This is a genomic window from Bosea beijingensis (genome assembly GCF_030758975.1).
GTDB classification, from domain to species: domain Bacteria; phylum Pseudomonadota; class Alphaproteobacteria; order Rhizobiales; family Beijerinckiaceae; genus Allobosea; species Allobosea beijingensis.
Genome location: NZ_CP132359.1, coordinates 2,665,533 through 2,682,373 on the forward strand (window position 1 = coordinate 2,665,533; position 16,841 = coordinate 2,682,373).

Annotated in this window: 17 protein-coding genes; 6 read left to right on the forward strand and 11 right to left on the reverse strand. The window is 66.6% G+C overall.

Annotation, left to right across the window (positions count from 1 at the left end; translation table 11 throughout):
- Window positions 1–124 precede the first annotated feature (124 nt).
- From dnaN to mutM, 7 genes are all read right to left on the reverse strand, one after another.
- The gene (gene dnaN, locus Q9235_RS12850) at window positions 125–1,240 is read right to left on the reverse strand and encodes a DNA polymerase III subunit beta (RefSeq protein WP_306227859.1); all 1,116 of its coding nucleotides are present in this window, start codon (window positions 1,238–1,240) and stop codon (window positions 125–127) included.
- 152 nt (window positions 1,241–1,392) lie between these two features.
- The gene (gene dnaA, locus Q9235_RS12855) at window positions 1,393–2,886 is read right to left on the reverse strand and encodes a chromosomal replication initiator protein DnaA (protein WP_422678372.1); all 1,494 of its coding nucleotides are present in this window, start codon (window positions 2,884–2,886) and stop codon (window positions 1,393–1,395) included.
- 808 nt (window positions 2,887–3,694) lie between these two features.
- On the reverse strand, window positions 3,695–3,961 hold the full coding sequence (gene rpsT / locus Q9235_RS12860; protein ID WP_047581773.1) for a 30S ribosomal protein S20: 267 nt from the start codon (window positions 3,959–3,961) through the stop codon (window positions 3,695–3,697).
- A 181-nt stretch (window positions 3,962–4,142) separates the two neighbouring features.
- A complete protein-coding gene (locus Q9235_RS12865) occupies window positions 4,143–5,126 on the reverse strand; it encodes a threo-3-hydroxy-L-aspartate ammonia-lyase (protein WP_306227861.1) in 984 nt (327 codons plus the stop codon).
- 108 nt (window positions 5,127–5,234) lie between these two features.
- Window positions 5,235–6,008 (reverse strand): enoyl-CoA hydratase, encoded by a 774-nt coding sequence (locus Q9235_RS12870; protein WP_306227862.1) that lies wholly within the window; start codon window positions 6,006–6,008, stop codon window positions 5,235–5,237.
- Window positions 6,009–6,249: 241 nt separating this feature from the next.
- Window positions 6,250–6,810, reverse strand: a complete 561-nt coding sequence (locus tag Q9235_RS12875; protein WP_306227864.1) for a P-loop nucleotide/nucleoside kinase family protein — start codon at window positions 6,808–6,810, stop codon at window positions 6,250–6,252.
- A 55-nt stretch (window positions 6,811–6,865) separates the two neighbouring features.
- Window positions 6,866–7,762, reverse strand: a complete 897-nt coding sequence (gene mutM / locus Q9235_RS12880) for a bifunctional DNA-formamidopyrimidine glycosylase/DNA-(apurinic or apyrimidinic site) lyase (protein WP_306227866.1) — start codon at window positions 7,760–7,762, stop codon at window positions 6,866–6,868.
- 114 nt (window positions 7,763–7,876) lie between these two features.
- On the opposite strand from mutM, the gene ubiE reads away from it, so the two are divergent.
- Both ubiE and ubiB read left to right on the forward strand, forming a co-directional pair.
- Entirely contained in the window at window positions 7,877–8,638 is a 762-nt protein-coding gene (gene ubiE, locus Q9235_RS12885) for a bifunctional demethylmenaquinone methyltransferase/2-methoxy-6-polyprenyl-1,4-benzoquinol methylase UbiE (RefSeq protein WP_306227868.1), read from the forward strand.
- A gap of 178 nt (window positions 8,639–8,816) precedes the next feature.
- Entirely contained in the window at window positions 8,817–10,373 is a 1,557-nt protein-coding gene (gene ubiB, locus Q9235_RS12890) for a 2-polyprenylphenol 6-hydroxylase (RefSeq protein WP_306227869.1), read from the forward strand.
- Window positions 10,374–10,379: 6 nt separating this feature from the next.
- Here ubiB and Q9235_RS12895 read toward each other — a convergent pair whose 3' ends face one another.
- Complete coding sequence (locus tag Q9235_RS12895) at window positions 10,380–11,834, reverse strand: AMP nucleosidase (protein WP_306227870.1); 1,455 nt, start codon at window positions 11,832–11,834, stop codon at window positions 10,380–10,382.
- Between the two features lie 154 nt (window positions 11,835–11,988).
- Between Q9235_RS12895 and Q9235_RS12900 the strand changes: the two genes are divergently transcribed.
- The 4 genes from Q9235_RS12900 to Q9235_RS12915 are packed head-to-tail and all read left to right on the forward strand — an operon-like array spanning window position 11,989 to window position 13,925.
- Window positions 11,989–12,336 (forward strand): ArsR/SmtB family transcription factor, encoded by a 348-nt coding sequence (locus Q9235_RS12900; protein ID WP_306227872.1) that lies wholly within the window; start codon window positions 11,989–11,991, stop codon window positions 12,334–12,336.
- A gap of 40 nt (window positions 12,337–12,376) precedes the next feature.
- Complete coding sequence (locus Q9235_RS12905; protein WP_306227873.1) at window positions 12,377–12,922, forward strand: SRPBCC family protein; 546 nt, start codon at window positions 12,377–12,379, stop codon at window positions 12,920–12,922.
- Window positions 12,923–12,975: 53 nt separating this feature from the next.
- Window positions 12,976–13,458, forward strand: coding sequence for a DUF1579 domain-containing protein (locus Q9235_RS12910; protein ID WP_306227875.1), 483 nt, complete (start codon window positions 12,976–12,978; stop codon window positions 13,456–13,458).
- A gap of 32 nt (window positions 13,459–13,490) precedes the next feature.
- On the forward strand, window positions 13,491–13,925 hold the full coding sequence (locus tag Q9235_RS12915; RefSeq protein WP_306227876.1) for a VOC family protein: 435 nt from the start codon (window positions 13,491–13,493) through the stop codon (window positions 13,923–13,925).
- 150 nt (window positions 13,926–14,075) lie between these two features.
- Here the strand turns inward: Q9235_RS12915 and Q9235_RS12920 are convergent, their stop codons facing one another.
- The 3 genes from Q9235_RS12920 to Q9235_RS12930 are packed head-to-tail and all read right to left on the reverse strand — an operon-like array spanning window position 14,076 to window position 16,785.
- Window positions 14,076–14,831, reverse strand: a complete 756-nt coding sequence (locus Q9235_RS12920) for an SDR family NAD(P)-dependent oxidoreductase (RefSeq protein ID WP_306227878.1) — start codon at window positions 14,829–14,831, stop codon at window positions 14,076–14,078.
- Window positions 14,804–15,841: a ketopantoate reductase family protein gene (locus tag Q9235_RS12925; protein ID WP_306227880.1), complete on the reverse strand. Its 1,038-nt coding sequence runs from the start codon at window positions 15,839–15,841 to the stop codon at window positions 14,804–14,806. The genes Q9235_RS12920 and Q9235_RS12925 overlap by 28 nt, the downstream gene beginning before the upstream one ends.
- On the reverse strand, window positions 15,838–16,785 hold the full coding sequence (locus Q9235_RS12930; RefSeq protein WP_306227883.1) for an isoaspartyl peptidase/L-asparaginase family protein: 948 nt from the start codon (window positions 16,783–16,785) through the stop codon (window positions 15,838–15,840). Before Q9235_RS12930 ends, Q9235_RS12925 begins: the two co-directional genes overlap by 4 nt.
- Window positions 16,786–16,841: the final 56 nt, after the last annotated feature.

Consider the following 16,841-nt stretch of genomic DNA (forward strand, 5'->3'; position numbering starts at 1 on the left):
GTCATCCCGGACAAGCTGCGAAGCAGCGCTGCTCCGGGATCCATCATGGAGCTCCGGAGCCCTTCGATGGATCCCGGGGCAAGCCCGGGATGACGGCATGGTTCCGAGAAAACTCAGCATGCCCTCAGACGCGCATCGGCATCAGCACATAGAGCGCGGAAGCCCCTTCGCGATCCTGGATCACGGTCGGCGATCCCGGATCGGCCAACTTCAGCAGAGCGGTATCGCCGTCGAGCTGAGCGGCGATATCCATCAGGTAGCGGGCGTTGAAGCCGATATCGAGCGGGCTCGCCTCGTAATCGACCTCGATCTCCTCGGTCGCCGAGCCCGAATCCGGGTTGGTGACGGAGAGCGTCATGCGCCCTTCGGCCATCGAGAGCTTCACGGCGCGACCGCGCTCGGACGAGATCGTCGAGACGCGGTCGACCGACGCGGCGAAATCGCCCTTGTCGACGGTGAGCCGCTTGTCGTTCCCGCTCGGGATGACGCGCTGATAGTCAGGGAAGGTGCCGTCGATCAGCTTCGAGGTCAGTACGACGCTGGCCGTGGCGACGCGGATCTTCGAACCGGAGAGCTCGACCGCAACCTCGCTCTCGCCGTCTTCCAGCAGCTTCTGGATTTCGGAGACGGCCTTGCGCGGCACGATCACACCGGGCATGCCGACCGAGCCCTGCGGAGCGGCGGTATCGACGCGGGCGAGCCGGTGGCCATCGGTCGCGACCGCGCGCAGCACCGGGCGGCCATCGACATCGATGGTGTGGAGATAAATGCCGTTGAGATAGTAGCGCGTCTCCTCGGTCGAGATCGCGAACTGGGTCTTGTCGATCAGGCGCTTGAGCTCGCCGGCCGGCAGCACGAAGCGATGGGCCATGTCGCCGGCGGTGATATCGGGGAAATCGCTTTCCGGCAGGGTCTGGAGCTGGAAGCGCGAGCGGCCGGAACGCAGCACGAGGCCGCTATCCCCGGTCGTCTCCAGCGAGACCTGAGCGCCGTCGGGCAGCTTGCGGACGATGTCGTAGAGGGTGTGGGCCGGAACGGTCGTGGCGCCGGGCTCGGGCGCATCCGCCGCGATCGTCTCCACCACCTCGATATCGAGATCGGTCGCCTTCAGCCTGAGCCCGTTCTCTGAGGCCGAGAGCAGCAGGTTCGACAGGATCGGAATCGTATTGCGGCGCTCCACCACGCGATGGACGTGGCCCAGCGACTTGAGCAGCGTGGAACGTTCGACCGTGACCTTCATGATTGTCTAGTCTTCTGGCGCTGGCCGCCCGCGCATCGCTGCGCGAGCCGAATGAGTGGCCGGCGACATTGCCGGACACCGGGCGGGGGCGCAAGGCCTGCCCCCTCCGGCAACCACAACCATTTGACAGCGGTGGTGAAACCCCGAAGGGCTCACTCCTGCAGCATGCGCTTCAGCAGGTCGACCTCGTCATGCAGCGAGCGATCCTCGCTGATCGCCTTCTCGATCTTGCGCACGGCGTGCAGCACGGTCGTGTGATCGCGCCCGCCGAAGCGGCGACCGATCTCGGGCAGCGAGCGCGGCGTCAGCGCCTTCGACAGATACATCGCGATCTGGCGCGGCTTTACCACCGCCGCGGTGCGGCGCTCCGAGAGGATATCGGCGCGGCTGACATTGTAGCGCGTCGCGACCAGCTTCTGGATGTCCTCGATCTTGACCCGGCGCGGCTCGCGGGTGCGGACGAGGTCGCGGATTGCCGCCTCCGCCGTCTCCAGCGTCACGAGCTGGCCCGACAGCGTCGCATGGGCGAGCAGGCGGTTGGCGGCGCCGTCGAGGTCGCGGCCATTGGTCGCGACGACGCGCGAGACATAGGCGACGACATCGGGGCTGACCTGGAAATTCGGATGCGCGGTCTGCAGCGCTTCCAATCGGCTGGAGAGGATCGTGGCGCGCAGCGTCTCGTCGAGCTCGCCGACTTCGACCACCAGCCCGCCGCCGAGCCGCGAGCGGATGCGCTCGTCGAGCGCTTCCAGTTCACCTGCGAGGCGATCGCCGGCAACGACGATCTGCTTGCCGGCATCGAGCAGTGCGTTGATCGTGTGGCCGAATTCCTGCTGGATCGACTTGCCCTGGATGAACTGCACGTCGTCGACGACGAGCAGGTCGATGCCGCGCAGCTTCTCCTTGAAGGCGAGCGCCGTCTGCGACTTCAGCGCGGCGACGAAGCCGTACATGAAGCGGTCGGCGGTGAAATAGGCGACGCGCTTGCCCTGGCGGCGCGCTTCCTGGGCGATCGCCTGCAGGAGATGCGTCTTGCCGAGGCCGACGCCGGCATGGAGATAGAGCGGATTATAGGGGCTCTGGCCCGCAGGCGCGGCGGCGATGCGCTCGGCTGCCGCGAAGGCGAGCTGGTTCGACTTGCCGACGACGAAGCTCTGGAAGCTCATGCGCCGGTCGAGCGCGGTGCCGCAGGCATCGACGAGGTCGCTTTCGCCGGCCTGGGGAAGGCTGACAGCGGCAGGGCGGCCGGCCTCGGTCGGGGCAGGGGCGGCGACAGTCGCCGGACGGCTGCGCAGCGCCTCGATCTGCGGCTGGGCGGCCGGATCGCGCGAGACGGTGCGGACCGAGAGCAGCACGCCGTTCGGCGCCGGCAATTCGGCCATGCAGTTGACCCGCAGACGCTCGGTATAATGCGCCTCGAGCCAGCTCTTCAGGAAGCGGGTAGGGACGGTCAGATAGGCCACGCCCTCGACGATGCCCGCGATCTCCAGCCGGCCGAACCAGCTCGAGAAGACATCCTCGCCGAGCTCCGCCCGCAGGCGCCGGCGCACGCGCTCCCATGCGTCTTGAATCGAAACCTCCCCGCCCTGGACCACGGCGGTCTCTTCCGCGGCGATCGTCACCACCACCGGCGTCGTCTCGACCATGTCCCCGAAATTCTGCCGCTCGAACATCAATGGCCCCGTTCTTTGAAAATGCGCGCACCCAGGGTTCGGCGGCCGCTTCCTGGCCTCCGTCCCGGCGCTGTTGTTCCGGTCAATATGGTTCCGGCCCCGACGGGCGCATCGCGCCGCTTCAGGCTCCGGTTCCGGTTCTGTTGATTACGCTTGGAAGGCTCGCCGAGGGACGACGCCACCCTTCATCTCGATCAAGAAAGACAAAGGGTCACATCCTCCAACCTCCATGGTCGCGAGCCAAAACGCTGATCATCTCTGGAAATCCCGCGGCGGTCATTGCTGTCCGCCCGGCGATGAGGGGGACCTTACAAGGCGCTCTCGACGGGCTGCAACACCCCTTTCAGCCGGCTTCCGAGACTCGCCGTGCGGCGGCTGTTCCTGACCATGGGGTAGTCCGCTGCAATTGGTTGGGGAACTTAAGATTTTCTTCATGCTCCCCCTTTCGGAGGCGACCGAATCTTTTTTTTCGAGCCCCCGGAAAGCCTGCCGCAGAGTCGCCGCGATTCCGTCTTCCAAAATCCTTTGCCCGCTAAGATGATGAAAAGTAACACCTTTTTATGAGCGGCCAAGTCCGCCCCAGAGGTCATTTTCGCGCCCTGAACGGCGCCTGAGAGTCAAGTCGGCAAAGCCGTGGAAAGCTTAGTAAAATGGCTTGAAGGCAGCTTTGTTTTGTTCATCCGGAGGCTGTGGCAGGGGTGCCACAGAGGCTCTTAAGCCAACGAAAAAGCCCGGCCTTGCGGCCGGGCTTTTCGTCGTCGAAACGCTTAGGGCTTTTGGCTCAGGAAGCCAGGGCGCCGATGCGATGAGCGAGGCGCGAGACCTTGCGCGAGGCGGTGTTCTTGTGAACCACGCCCTTCTGCGCGGCGCGCATGATTTCCGGCTGGGCGGCCTTCAGGGCCTCGGCGGCAACCGCCTTGTCACCGGAGGCGATCGCCTCCTCGACCTTGCGCAGGAAGGTGCGCATCCGCGAGCGGCGCGCCTTGTTGACCTCGGTGCGGCGGGCGATCTTGCGCGTAGCCTTCTTGGCCGACGTCGTATTGGCCATCGAAACGTCCTCGTCTCTTCATCGCGACCGGGCGCCTGGCGTCATTGCCGGCGGGGCTGGCCGCATCCTTGCTGGAAAAACGTGCGCGGCGGCCGAGCTTGCGCGGGCCGCCGCGAGTGGTGGGGCTATAGTCGCTTGCCGGCGCTACGTCAACGCCGGAATTGCCGTGAGGTCGCCGATCTCATGCCGACGGGGCGATAAAGCGCGCGAAGCTCGCCAGATCGACATTGCCGCCAGAAAGAATGACGCCGACGCGCTTGCCCTCGACCGGCACGGCGCCGGTGAAAGCGGCCGCCGCCGCGAGGCACCCGGTCGGCTCGACCACGAGCTTCATCCGCTCGGCGAAGAAGCGCATCGCGTCGACGAGCGCGTCGTCGCTGACCGTGACGATATCCTCGACCTCGCGCTGGATGATCGGGAAGGTCAGGTCGCCGAGGAAGGCGGTCTGTGCGCCGTCGGCGATGGTCTTGGGCACGCCGATCGCGACGATCTCGCCCTTGCGCAGGGATTGCTGGCCGTCATTGCCGGCCTCCGGCTCGACGCCGAAGACGCGGCAGCCCGGATTGAGCGCTTTCGCCACCAGTGCTGCGCCGGCCAGAAGGCCGCCGCCACCGAGCGGGACGAGCAGGATGTCGAGCGGGCCGGCATCCTCGATCAGCTCCTTGGTCGCGGTGCCCTGCCCGGCGATGACATGTGGGTGGTCGTAGGGCGGGATGATCGTCAGCCCGCGCTCGGCCGAGAGCTTGTTGCCGATCTCGAGCCGGTTCTCCTTATAGCGGTCATAACGCACGACCTGCCCACCATAGCCCTCGGTCGCCGCGACCTTCGCCGCCGGCGCATCGTTCGGCATGATGATCGTGGTCGGCACGCCCAGAAGCTGGCCGGCATAGGCGATGGCCTGCGCATGGTTGCCGGAGGAATAGGTGACGACGCCGGCCTTCTTCTGCTGCGGCGAGAGCGAGGCGATCGCGTTGTAGCCGCCGCGGAACTTGAAGGCGCCCATGCGCTGCAGGTTCTCGGGCTTGAAGACGAGGCTGGCATTGGTGCGCCGGTTGGCGGTGGCGGAGCTCATCGCGGGCGTGTGGTGGGCGATGCCCTTGAGGCGACCGGCCGCAGCCTCGACATCGGCATAGGTCGGGAGGGACGGTCCGGCTTGGGCGTTCATCGCGGGAAATCCTGCTGGCGAAAGACAGGAGCTATCTGCCAGCAGGAGGATCGTTTCATCAAGGCGGCGCCGCTCGACGCCGCCATGCGGCAGGCGATGGCCTCTTGCTCAGCTATTCTTGAAATCCGGCTTCCGCTTCTCGGCGAAGGCGGACATGCCTTCCTTCTGGTCGGCCGTGGCGAAGAGCGAGGAGAAGACGCGGCGTTCGAAGCGCAACCCCTCCTGAAGGGTCACCTCGAAGGCGCGCTCGACCGATTCCTTCGCCATCATCACGGAGGGCAGCGATTTCGATGCGATTGCCTCGGCCGCCTTCAGCGTCTCGGGCAGGAGATCGGCGAGCGGCACGACGCGGGCGACGAGGCCGGAACGCTCGGCTTCCTCGGCGCCCATCATGCGGCCGGTCAGGCACAGGTCCATCGCCTTGGCCTTGCCGACCGCCTTGGTCAGGCGCTGCGTGCCGCCGGCGCCGGGGATGACGCCGAGATTGATCTCGGGCTGGCCGAATTTGGCGTTGTCGGCGGCGATGATGAAGTCGCACATCATGGCGAGCTCGCAGCCGCCGCCGAGCGCGAAGCCCGCGACCGCGGCGACGATCGGCTTGCGCCGCCGGCCGATCCGGTCCCAGTCCTCGAACTTGTCGTCGAGATAGGTGCCGGGGAAGGTGCGGCTCTGCATTTCCTTGATGTCGGCGCCGGCGGCGAAGGCCTTTTCCGAACCGGTGAGGACGACGCAGCCGATCTGGGCGTCCTTCTCGAAGCCGTCGAGCGCCTGGTTGATCTCGCCGATGAGCTGGCCGTTCAGCGCGTTCAGCGCCTGCGGGCGGTTGAGCGTAATCAGCCCGACCTTGCCCTTCGTCTCGACGAGAATGGTCTCATAAGCCATGGCGGCCTCCCGGATGCTCCTGTGATGGCAGCTTTAGCGGGCGGCGCGAGGGCGGTCCATGCGCGTCGCACGCATCCGCGCATTCGCGCGGCCTCCCCGCCATGCAGCATGCTCCGGATGGCCGCCCCTCGGGGTGAGGTGGGACGAGGATAGGCATGGGTTGTCGGAGCGGGGATTAGTTTCCGGCAAGGTCGGTGTTCACCCCTTGCGGGCATTCCAGATCAAGCGTGCTATCCCTGCTTCAGCTGATCTCGTTTCCTGTCGAAGCGGCGGATCGGGCGGAAAGATAAGCGGCAATGCGCTCTGCTGCGCCGCGCGGGTCGCAGGCCTCGGTATCGATCAAAAGGTCTGGCTTGGGCATGGCCGCCAGGCTGTCGTCAAACTCGCTGCGCAATTTGCGCAACAAGTCGACGGAGCGGAGCTTTTCAAACTCCAGGCGGCTCGGAGCAACGATCCGGCGCTCCTGCTCTTCGGGCGAAACGGTAAGCTCGATGAACACCACGGAGCCGCCGAATGGCGCGACCGTTGCACGCACGCGCTCCGGGAAGCCGGTATCCACCGTTGCCTCAGGAGCGAATGTAAATATGAGCGACCGCCCGATCCGGGCTGCGGCGCTGAAGGTCTGAACCCAGAAGCTCTCACGCAACTGAATGAACGGTTCCGTGCCAAATGAGAATACCGCTCCCACAGCGTCGACGACCAGGTGATTGTGGAACAGGGCCAGGCCGGTGATTTTCGCAAGCTCGCGACTTACCGTGAGCTTGCCGGCTGCGGCGGGCCCATAAATAAAGATGATTTCCATGCTGCAAAGCTAACCAGTTCGCTGTCAGCCTTCCACCCTAAGCGGACTGGAAACCCTAGCGAACAGTCCGCTTCTGGCAACTCTCGCAATAAAACGTCGAGCGGCCCGACTGCACCAGCCGCTTCACCAGCTTGCCGCAGCCCGGCGTGACGCAGACCTCGCCCTCGCGGTCGTAGACCTTGAAACGGTGCTGGAAATAGCCGAGCGAGCCGTCGGCATGGGCGAAGTCGCGCAGCGTCGAGCCGCCGGCCGCGACCGCCTCCTCCAGCACCTCGCGGATGATGCGGGCGAGCTCATGGGCCTTCTCGCGCGGCCGCCCGGTCGGCGTCGCGATCGTGCCCGCTTCCGCCTCCGGATGAAGCCCGGCCCGGAACAGGGCCTCGCAGACATAGATATTGCCGAGGCCCGCCACGAGCCGCTGGTCGAGCAGCGCTGCCTTCAGGGGCGCGAACTTGCCGGCGAACAGCTTCGCCAGCGTCTCGCCGGACAATTCGTTGCCGAGCGGCTCGATGCCCATGCCCGCGAAATGCTTCGACGTCGCGAGTTCGGCGCGCGGCACGAGGTCCATGAAGCCGAAGCGGCGCACGTCATTATAAGTGACGCGCGCGCCCGTCCCCATCTCGAACACGACATGGTCATGGATCAGGTGCCGGCCGATCTCATTATAATAGGAGCCGGGCTCGGTCGGCTTCGTGCCCGGCGCCTCGACGATGAAGCGCCCGCTCATGCCGAGATGCATGATCAGCGCTTGGCCGTCGTCGAGATCGGCGATCAGGTATTTCGCCCGCCGCGACAGCGCCTCGATCCGTCGCCCGGTCAGGCGCTCGGCGAAGCGCTCCGGCAGGGGAAAGCGCAGGTTCGGCCGGCGGAGTTCGACGCGCTGGAAGCGCTCGCCCAGCATGGCGGGCTCCAGCCCGCGCCGGACGGCTTCGACCTCGGGTAGCTCCGGCATGTCAACGACCTCAAATAAAGCCTGCGTCGAGAGGGCCCGCGACAAGCCCGCCGCCTTTGGCTATTGATCGGCTCAAGCGAATACAAGACAGATTTGCACAGGGCCGGCCCGACCGTGACAGCAGCTTCCGACACCACCCATTTCGGCTTCGAGACGGTGAAGCTCGCCGAGAAGCAGGCGAAGGTCGACGACGTCTTCCACAAGGTCGCCAACCGCTACGACCTGATGAACGACCTGATGTCGGGCGGCCTGCACCGGGCCTGGAAGAGCGCGCTCTTGACTGCGATCAACCCGGCGAAGGATCGTCCCTTCCACCATCTCGACGTGGCCGGCGGCACGGGCGATGTCGCCTTCTCGGTGCTGGAAGCCGGCGGCCCTGAGACCGATGTCATCGTGCTCGACATCAATGCCGACATGCTCCGCGTCGGGCGCGAGCGCGCCGACAAGTGCTTCCCTGAGAATGATCGCATCCATTTCGTCCAGGGCAATGCCGAGGAACTCGGCCTGCCCGACAATCATTTCGACTGCTACACCATCGCCTTCGGCATCCGGAACGTGCCGCAGATCGACAGGGCGCTGGCCGAGGCCTATCGCGTGCTGAAGCGCGGCGGGCGTTTCCTCTGCCTCGAATTCAGCCATGTCGACGTGCCGCTGCTCGACAAGATCTACGAGACCTATTCCTTCAAGGTCATCCCGCTGATGGGCCGCATGGTCACCGGCGAGGCCGAGCCCTATCAGTATCTCGTCGAATCCATCCGCAAGTTCCCGAAGCCGCAGGCCTTCGCGGGGATGATCGAGGATGCCGGCTTCCGCCGCGCGAAGTTCACAGCCATGACCGGCGGCGTCGTGGCGCTGCATTCCGGCTGGAAGCTGTGAGTATCCCTGCTACCCCACCCATAGCCCTCATCCTGAGGAGCGCTCCGCAGGAGCGCGTCTCGAAGGATGGTCCAGTTCATTCCGGCGCCTCCTGGAGCATCCTTCGAGACGCGCCTGCGGCGCTCCTCAGGATGAGGGCTGCGCGCGGGGTTGCCGTGACCATGACGGCTATAATCGAATGATCTCTTCCTTCTTCCACATGCTGCGCGGCGCGCGCGTCGGCTTCGTGCTGGCGCGCGAGGGCGCATTGGCGCTGGTCGACCCCTCCGTGCTGCCGCCGCTGGCGCGCGGGCTGATCCGCGTCGGCAGGCTGATCGAGCGGCGTGGCGCCGGTTCTTCCGCGACCCGCCTCGCGGCGGCGATGACCCGGCTTGGTCCGTCCTATGTGAAGTTCGGCCAGTTCCTGGCGACGCGGCCCGATGTCGTCGGCATGAAGATCGCGCAGGACCTCTCCGCCCTGCAGGATCGTATGCCCGCCTTCCCGATGGCGGAAGCGCGCGCTATCGTCGAGGCCGCCCATGGCGTGAAGCTGGAGACGCTGTTTCCCGAATTCAGCGAGCCGGTCGCCGCCGCCTCCATCGCCCAGGTTCACCGTGCCCGGCTGAAGGACGGCCGCGAGGTCGCGGTGAAGATCCTGCGGCCGGGCATCCGCGACCGCTTCAACCGCGATCTCGCCGCGATGCGCTTCGGCGCCGAGACAGCCGAGGCGCGCTCGGCCGAGGCACGCCGCCTGCGCTTCACCGGCGTGGTCGAGACCCTGGCGCGTTCGGTCGCGATGGAGATGGACCTGCGGCTGGAAGCGGCCGCCCTCTCCGAATTCGCCGAGAATACCAAGGACGACGCCGATTTCCGCGTGCCGGAGCCGGATTGGCAGCTCACGGCGCGGGAGATGCTGGTCGACGAATGGATCGACGGCGTCCGTCTCTCCGATGTCGAGGGCCTGCGCGCCGCCGGGCACGACCTGCCGGAGCTGGCGCGCAAGATCATCCAGTCCTTCCTGAAGCATGCGATCCGCGACGGCTTCTTCCATGCCGACATGCATCCCGGAAATCTCTTCGTCGACGCGGAGGGGCGTCTCGTCGCGGTCGATGGCGGCATCATGGGCCGGCTCGGCCTGAAGGAGCGGCGCTTCCTCGCCGAAATCCTGCTCGGCTTCATCATCCGCGATTACGCCCGCGTTGCGCAGGTGCATTTCGAGGCCGGCTATGTCCCGGCCCATCACGACGTCGCCGATTTCGCCCAGGCGATCCGCGCCGTCGGCGAGCCGATCCACGACAAGCGCGCCGATCAGATCTCGATGGCCAAGGTCCTGACCCTGCTCTTCGAGATCACCGGCATGTTCGACATGGCGACGCGCACCGAGCTGGTCATGCTTCAGAAGACCATGGTGGTGGTCGAGGGCGTGGCGCGAACGCTCGATCCGCATCTCGACATGTGGGGCACGGCCGATCCGGTGGTGCGCGCCTGGATCACGCACAACCTCGGTCCGATCGGCCGGTTGGAGGAGGCCGGGCGCGGCGCGCGCTCCCTGCTCGGCTCGCTGGCCACCTTGCCCGACACGGTCGTCCGCGCCGAGCGCGTGCTCGGCCAGCTCGAGGATGCCTCGCGGCACGGTTTCTCGCTCGATGAGCGCAGCGTCGACGCGATCGGCCGCGCCGAAGCCCGGCGCAACCGCTGGGGCAATATCGCGCTCTGGGTGATCGCCGGGCTCTTGGCCTACGGCGTCTTCGGCTGAGGCAGCCTACCGGAACGGCGGCTCGTCGAAGCTGCGGAGCTTGCGCGAATGGATCGCCGAGCCCGTGACCTTCAGCTTCTCCAGCGCGTCGAGCCCGATGCGCAGGTGTTCGCCGACCGCCCGCTCATAGAAGGCGTTGGCCGCGCCGGGCAGCTTGATCTCGCCATGCAATGGCTTGTCGGAGACGCAGAGCAGCGTGCCGTAGGGGACGCGGAGCCGGTACCCTTGCGCCGCGATCGTGCCGGATTCCATGTCGACCGCGATGGCGCGAGACAGGTTGATCCGCCGCCGCTCCTTGGTCCATTGCAGTTCCCAGTTGCGGTCGTCCTGGGTCACGACCGTGCCGGTGCGCAGGCGCTGCTTAAGCCGGTCGCCCTTCTCGCCGGTGATGTCGGCGGCCGCCTGCTGCAAGGCGACCTGCACCTCGGCCAGCGCGGGAATCGGAATATCCGGCGGGACGAGATCGTCGAGGATGCGATCCTGCCGGAGATAGGCATGGGCCAGCACATAGTCGCCGATGATCTGGGTCTGGCGCAGGCCCCCGCAATGGCCGACCATCAGCCAGCAATTCGGCCGGAGCACCGCGAGATGGTCGGTGATGTTCTTCGCATTGGAGGGGCCGACGCCGATATTGACCAGCGTCACGCCCTCTCCGTTCTTGCGGATCAGGTGATAGGCCGGCATCTGGAAACGGTGCCAGGGCGCCGACATCACCCGCTCGGCGGCGGAGACGTCGATCCCGTCCTTGTCGATGCGGATGCCGCCTGGTGCGATCAGTGCCTCGGCCGTGCCGGCCTCGATCTCGGCCAGGCCGAGCCGGACGAACTGGTCGACATAGCGATGGTAGTTGGTCAATAGCACCCAGGGCTGCACGGCCCGCCAGTCGGTACCGGTGTAATGCACCAGCCGGCGCAGCGAGTAATCGACCCGCACCGCGTCGAACAGCGAGAGCGGGCGTGGCTCGCCCTCGATCAGCTCGTAGCTGCCGTCGGCGATCTCGTCGCCGACGAGCGCCAGAAGCGGCGTCGGGAAATAGCGCGCCAGTTCGGCGGCGGTTATCTTGCCGCGCCCCAGTTCGTCGCCGCCCTCGAGGGCGTAGGGGTAGGGGATCTCCTGGGTGCTGACGCCGGTCTCGATCGTCGCGCCATATTCGGCGACGAGCGGTTTGAGTTGGTCGAGCAGGTAGGCGCGGAACTCGGCCGGCTGGGTCACCGTGGTCGAGTAGATGCCGGGCACCGCGAATTTGGCATAGCCCCGCCGCGTCGCCTCCGGCAGCTTCGAGGGCTCGTAGGTCACGCGCAGCATCGGGTAGCGGTAGCGCTCCCGGTCGTCGGCGGTGGGCGCCTCGCCGGTATCGAAGAAGCGCTGCAGGTCACCGCGCAGCGCCGAGCGCGCCTCGTCATAGAGCCGTTCGAGCCGGTCCACGGCCGCTTCCGGTGTCGCTGCGGTCTCGAAGCTCATGAACCCTCCTCGTATCGCTCTGGTTCTAGCTGTCGGGTGCCGCTCCTGACAACAACCGGCGGTGTCTCGCGCCAGCTTGCTGCCGAGCCGATTGACAGGCAGGGGGAATGCGGTTAGTAAACCGATCAGTTAATTAACTCATCGGTTTCATACGATGTCGACGGACCCGCTCAGCCTGACCTTCGCAGCCCTCGCCGATCCGACGCGCCGCGCCATCCTGGCCCGGCTGTCGCAAGGCGAGAGTTCGGTGAAGGAGCTGGCCGAGCCCTTCGCGATGAGCCTGCCGGCGGTCTCCAAGCACCTGAAGGTGCTGGAGCGCGCTGGGCTGATCACGCGAGGAAAGGAAGCCCAGTGGCGGCCTTGTCGGCTCGATCCCGGCCCGCTGCAGGACGTCTCGGAATGGCTGGAGCATTACAGCCGTTTCTGGGACCAGAGCCTGGGGCGGCTGGACGAGATGCTCCGTGAGATCAAGGCGAAACCACCCGGTAAACCCGGCGTTTGACGCCCAAGGCCTGTTTTCAACTCAGTTTCAGGTGTTCGTCATGCTCAAGACCATTCTGCTCAGCCTGCTTGGCCTTGTCGCGACCGGTATCGTCGTCGTGCTGATCCTCGCCGCCCGCAAGCCCGACACGTTTCAGGTCACCCGCTCCATCGCGATCAATGCCACGCCGGAGCGGATCTATCCGCTGATCGCCGATTTCCGGGCCTGGAACGCCTGGTCGCCCTGGGAAAAGAAGGATCCGGCGATGAAGCGCACCTATGGCGGCCCCGAGACCGGGGTCGGCGCGACCTATGCCTGGGCCGGCGACAAGAATGTCGGCGAGGGCAGCATGCGCATCACCGAGGCCCAGGTGCCGGGCAAGCTCGGGCTCAAGCTCGATTTCCTCAAGCCCTTCGAGGCGCATAACGACGTCGTCTTCGCGCTGACGCCACAGAGCCAGGGTACGAACGTGACCTGGATTATGACCGGCCCGACCCCGTTCGCGGCCAAGATCATGCATGTCTTCATGGACATGGACCGCATGGTCGGTGGCGATTTCGAAGCCGGACTCAAGGCCATGAAGGCCGCGGCCGAGCGCACCGCCTGAGGCGGCGCACAGTTCCATGACCCCGAGAAAAACAACCCAAGAGGAGAGAAACCATGATGGGCGAACCGCAGAAGGAACATGAGTGGCTCCACCAGCTCGTCGGCGACTGGACCGCCGAGATGAACTGCTCGATGGGGCCGGACCAGCCGCCATCCTCATCGAAGGGCACCGAGAGCGTGCGCTCGCTCGGCGGGCTCTGGACGCTGGGCGAGGGGCAGGGCGAAGGGCCTGAGGGCAAGCCGGTCACCAGCCTGATGACGCTCGGCTTCGACCCGGCCAAGGGCCGCTTCGTCGGCAGCTTCGTCGCCTCGATGATGACGATGATGTGGACCTATGACGGCGCGCTCTCGGCCGACGGCAAGTCGCTGGTCCTCGACACCGAGGGGCCGAGCATGGCCGGCGACGGCTCGATGGCGAAATATCAGGACATCATCACCTTCCTATCGCCGGACCATCGTACCCTGACCTCGCGCGCCCTCGGGCCGGACGGCCAGTGGGCCGAGTTCATGGCTGCCCAGTACCACCGCAAGCGCTGAGCGCTGCCCACAAGCACGTAGGAGGACATGCGATGAAACTGTCGACCTATCTGATGTTCGAGGGCAATTGCCGCGAGGCCTTCACCCACTATCACAAGGTTCTGGGCGGCAAGATCCAGGCGATGATGGATCACAAGGGCACGCCGGCGGAGGAGCACGTTGCGCCGGAATGGCGGGACAAGATCCTGCATGCCTGCCTGGAGATCGAAGGCCAGTTGCTGATGGCCTCCGATGCGCCGCCCAATCAGAGTGACGGGCCGATGCGCTCGGTCTCCGTCAGCGTCGGCGTCGCGACCCCGGAGGACGCGGATCGCATCTTCGCGGGCCTGTCCGAGGGCGGCGCCAAGATCACCATGCCGATCGGCGAGACCTTCTGGTCGCCGCGCTTCGGCATGCTGACCGACCGCTTCGGCACGAACTGGATGATCGGCGCCGAGATGCCGGCGGATCAGGCGAATTGCGGCTGAGGCCCAGCGGACTTCTTGAGGAAACACGCCGTCATCCCGGGCTTGACCCGGGATCCATCGAAGGGCGTTGCGTCTTACGATGGATCCCGGATCGGCGCGGCTGCGCCGCTTGTCCGGGATGACGATGCGTTTCCGGGAAACAGGTCGCCCCTAAGACCGCCCGCCATCCACCGAGAGCACCTGTCCGCTGATCCAGCAGGCCTGTTCGCTCAGGAAGAACAGCGTCGCGCTGGCGATGTCCTCGGGCGTGCCGAGCCGGCGGGTGTGGATGCTCTCGACGAGCTTCTTCTGCCCTTCCGGCCCGTAGCTCTGCCATTGCCGTTCGCTCGCGGGGTTGGAGCGCACGAAACCCGGCGCCACCGAATTCACGGTGATGCCATGCGGGCCGAGCTCCCAGGCGAGCTGCTTCGTCAGCCCCACCAGCGCATGCTTGGCGCTGGCATAGGCCTGGATGCCGGTGAGGCTAGGCCTCAGGCCCGCGCCAGACGAGATCGTCACGATCCGCCCATAGCCCGCCTGCTTCATCGCGGGCGCGGCCGCCTGCGCCAGGAAGAAGGCGGCATCGACATTGGCGGCGAAGATCACCCGCCAGTCGTCCTCGGAAATCTCCTCGATCGCCCGGCCAACCTGCCCGCGCACGCCGCCAGCAGCATGGACGAGGAGGTCGAGTTGGCCATTGGCTGCCACGATCTCATGCACGAGCGCCTGCGCGGCCTCGGGCGAGCCGAGATCGGCGGCATGGCCGGCCGCTCCGATCTCCCGCGCCGTCGCCGCGACGCCGCCTGCATCGATATCGGCGAGATGGACGCGCGCGCCCGCTTCCGCCAGGGCGGCGGCGATGGCGCGCCCGATGCCCTGGGCGGCGCCGGTGACGAGCGCTACGCGGTTGTCGAAGCGGATCTGCATCGGTCGATCAACACTTTCAGCGTCTCGAAGGCCATCGGGCGGCGGCCGTCCTCGATGTCGTGGATCAGTGCGACCAGCGTCTCCAGCGCCGGCGTCGCGATGCCGACCTCGCGGCCGAGCGTGGCGATGACGCCGATCTGCGGGTCGACCTCGGTCTTGCGCTTGCGCACCGCGAGATCGCGCCAGATGCCGGAATGGGTCTTGGCCGTCTGCGAGGTGTAATGCGCCAGCCAGCGGATCGTCTCGACCTGGGGGCCATCCGGCCTGCCCGGCGCAAACACCATCGGATCGAACTCGCCGAAGCCGAGCGAGGTCACGCCGCGCTTGGCCGCAACCGCGCCAACCTCGCGGCCAAGCGTCAGCCAGACGGGCAGCCGCTCGGGATCAGCGAAGTTCGCCGACATCGAATCGTCGGTCAGCGCCGTCCCGAACAGCATCGCGCCATAGGCGAGCTTGCCCCAGAGATAGCCGAAAATGTTGTCGGTCAGGATCGCGTCAGGCTCGAACAGGGTCATAAGCCGATGCATCTCGGCGGCCCGTTCGCTGATCGTCCCATCGAGCTCGCCGACGACCGTCGCGCCGCGATTGCCGTAGAGGATTTCGCCGGGGCCCAGCCAATCGGCGCCGAAATTGACGAAGCAGCCCATCGTGCGTCGCTCGCCGACCGCCCTGGCGATGGCGAGTTCGTTCAGCCCGTTCTGGGCGGAGAGCACGAAGCCGTCGTCAGTCAGATGCGGCTTCAGCGCCACGAGCGCGGCTTCCGTCGCGCCGGCCTTCACGGCGAGCACGATGCGGCCGTAGCGGCCGGTCAGTTCAGCCGGCGTCGCTGCGGGAACGACCTGCGTGAACTCCGCGACCGGCCCGGAAATCGCGAGCCCCCTGGTCCGGCAGGCCTCGACATGCTCCTGGACGATATCGACCAGCAGGACCGGCACGCCGGCCCGCGCCCAGTAGGCGCCGAGCGTGCCGCCGATCGCGCCGGCGCCCCAGATCAGGATGGGTTCGCTCACGCCTGCCCCGCCAGCTCGACATGGTCATGCGTGGCGACATGGATCAGGCCATCCGCCGTCACCCATCCCCGATACATGCCTTCGGTGTTGTAGGGCGCGACGATCGCGCCATCGGAATCGACGGCGACGAGGCCCGCGCCGACCTTGTGCTCGGAGAGTTCTGCAAGGACCGCGTCCGTCGCGGCCTCCAGCGAGAGGCCCTTATAGGCGATCAGCGACGCGATCTCGTGGCCGACGCAGTAGCGAATGAAATACTCGCCCTTGCCGGTGCCCGAGACGGCGCAGCGCCCGTCGCGGGCATAGGTGCCGGCGCCGATGATCGGGGAATCGCCGACGCGGCCGACCGGCTTGTTGGTATAGCCGCCGGTCGAGGTCGCCGCGGCGAGATGGCCCTGCGCGTCGCAGGCGACGGCGCCGACCGTGCCGTGCTTCTCGGCCTCGCTCGCCTCGGCGGCGGTGCCGACGATCTCGCGCAGCTTCATCGAGGCCAGGTTCTTGCGTCGGCGCTCGGTCGAGAAATGTTCGTTCTCTACGGTATCGACGCCCTCGTGCTCGGCGAAATCATCGGCCGCGGGGCCGGCGAGCAGCAGCGGATCGCCGCGCAGCATCAGCGCCTTGGCGGCCACGATCGGATTGCGGATGCGCTTGGCGCCGCAGATCGCGCCGGCGGCCAGCGTCGCGCCGTCCATGATCGAGGCGTCGAGCTCATGCTCGCCCTCGGTGTTGAAGGCGGCGCCATGGCCGGCGTTGAAATGCGGGGAATCCTCCATCACCCGCACGGCCGCCTCGACGGCGTCGACGGCTGCGCCGCCCTTGCTCAGGATCGCCCAGCCGGCCCGCAATGCGCTGGCGAGGTCGGAGCGGGCCTGGGCCCACTCGGCTTCCGTCATCTCGGTCTTCGGCAAGGTGCCGCAGCCGCCATGGATGGCAAGCGCGAGGGTCATGTCGGTATCCTGTCAGGTCTTGAAACGTAGACCGCCATGGCCGGCCGGAGCGGGCC

Coding starts and splice junctions, on each gene's coding strand:
- Q9235_RS12900 (WP_306227872.1), top strand. CDS start 11,989: ATGTCGACGGACCCGCTCAGCCTGACCTTCGCAGCCCTCGCCGATCCG.
- Q9235_RS12875 (WP_306227864.1), bottom strand. CDS start 6,810: ATGGAAATCATCTTTATTTATGGGCCCGCCGCAGCCGGCAAGCTCACG.
- dnaA (WP_422678372.1), bottom strand. CDS start 2,886: ATGGTCGAGACGACGCCGGTGGTGGTGACGATCGCCGCGGAAGAGACC.
- ubiB (WP_306227869.1), top strand. CDS start 8,817: ATGATCTCTTCCTTCTTCCACATGCTGCGCGGCGCGCGCGTCGGCTTC.
- Q9235_RS12895 (WP_306227870.1), bottom strand. CDS start 11,834: ATGAGCTTCGAGACCGCAGCGACACCGGAAGCGGCCGTGGACCGGCTC.
- Q9235_RS12930 (WP_306227883.1), bottom strand. CDS start 16,785: ATGACCCTCGCGCTTGCCATCCATGGCGGCTGCGGCACCTTGCCGAAG.
- mutM (WP_306227866.1), bottom strand. CDS start 7,762: ATGCCGGAGCTACCCGAGGTCGAAGCCGTCCGGCGCGGGCTGGAGCCC.
- Q9235_RS12915 (WP_306227876.1), top strand. CDS start 13,491: ATGAAACTGTCGACCTATCTGATGTTCGAGGGCAATTGCCGCGAGGCC.
- Q9235_RS12905 (WP_306227873.1), top strand. CDS start 12,377: ATGCTCAAGACCATTCTGCTCAGCCTGCTTGGCCTTGTCGCGACCGGT.
- Q9235_RS12865 (WP_306227861.1), bottom strand. CDS start 5,126: ATGAACGCCCAAGCCGGACCGTCCCTCCCGACCTATGCCGATGTCGAG.
- rpsT (WP_047581773.1), bottom strand. CDS start 3,961: ATGGCCAATACGACGTCGGCCAAGAAGGCTACGCGCAAGATCGCCCGC.
- Q9235_RS12920 (WP_306227878.1), bottom strand. CDS start 14,831: ATGCAGATCCGCTTCGACAACCGCGTAGCGCTCGTCACCGGCGCCGCC.
- Q9235_RS12870 (WP_306227862.1), bottom strand. CDS start 6,008: ATGGCTTATGAGACCATTCTCGTCGAGACGAAGGGCAAGGTCGGGCTG.
- dnaN (WP_306227859.1), bottom strand. CDS start 1,240: ATGAAGGTCACGGTCGAACGTTCCACGCTGCTCAAGTCGCTGGGCCAC.
- Q9235_RS12910 (WP_306227875.1), top strand. CDS start 12,976: ATGATGGGCGAACCGCAGAAGGAACATGAGTGGCTCCACCAGCTCGTC.